Origin of the sequence: Vibrio sp. 10N.222.49.C9, from assembly GCF_041474985.1 — a bacterium.
Classification (GTDB): Bacteria; Pseudomonadota; Gammaproteobacteria; order Enterobacterales; family Vibrionaceae; genus Vibrio; species Vibrio crassostreae_C.
Map to the genome: position 1 here is coordinate 1 of NZ_JBFRVD010000569.1, position 346 is coordinate 346.

General features: G+C 45.4%; 1 pseudogene. It reads left to right on the plus strand.

Annotated features, from left to right (window positions below):
- Nucleotides 1-109: 109 nt before the first annotated feature.
- Nucleotides 110-346, plus strand: a pseudogene (locus tag AB4585_RS24515) (hypothetical protein); the annotation flags it as partial.

Sequence of the window (346 nt, forward strand, 5' to 3'; positions counted from 1 at the left end):
GACCAAATTATTTGTATCGCTTTACGGAACATGTTTGTCGAAATCGTCAGGTGACGGATTCAGCAGAGACGCAACAATCTTCGCAAACTGATGAGCAAGGGGTATAGCAATGAAAAAAGCATCTATTCGCTTCTCAGAAGCACAACAAGCATGGGCACTTTGGAATCAAACTCCATACGCTACTCGCTACCAACTTCTTAATTCGGTAGCCACTGAACTTGCTTTGGAGAGCTTTAAGGTTCCACTGGTATTTCACCACAAGCACAGCGCTCAGTTATTAACTGAACCTGAACTGATGCCAGGTCCAACGGGTGAAACCAATGAGTTGTATACCGCAGGTCGTGGC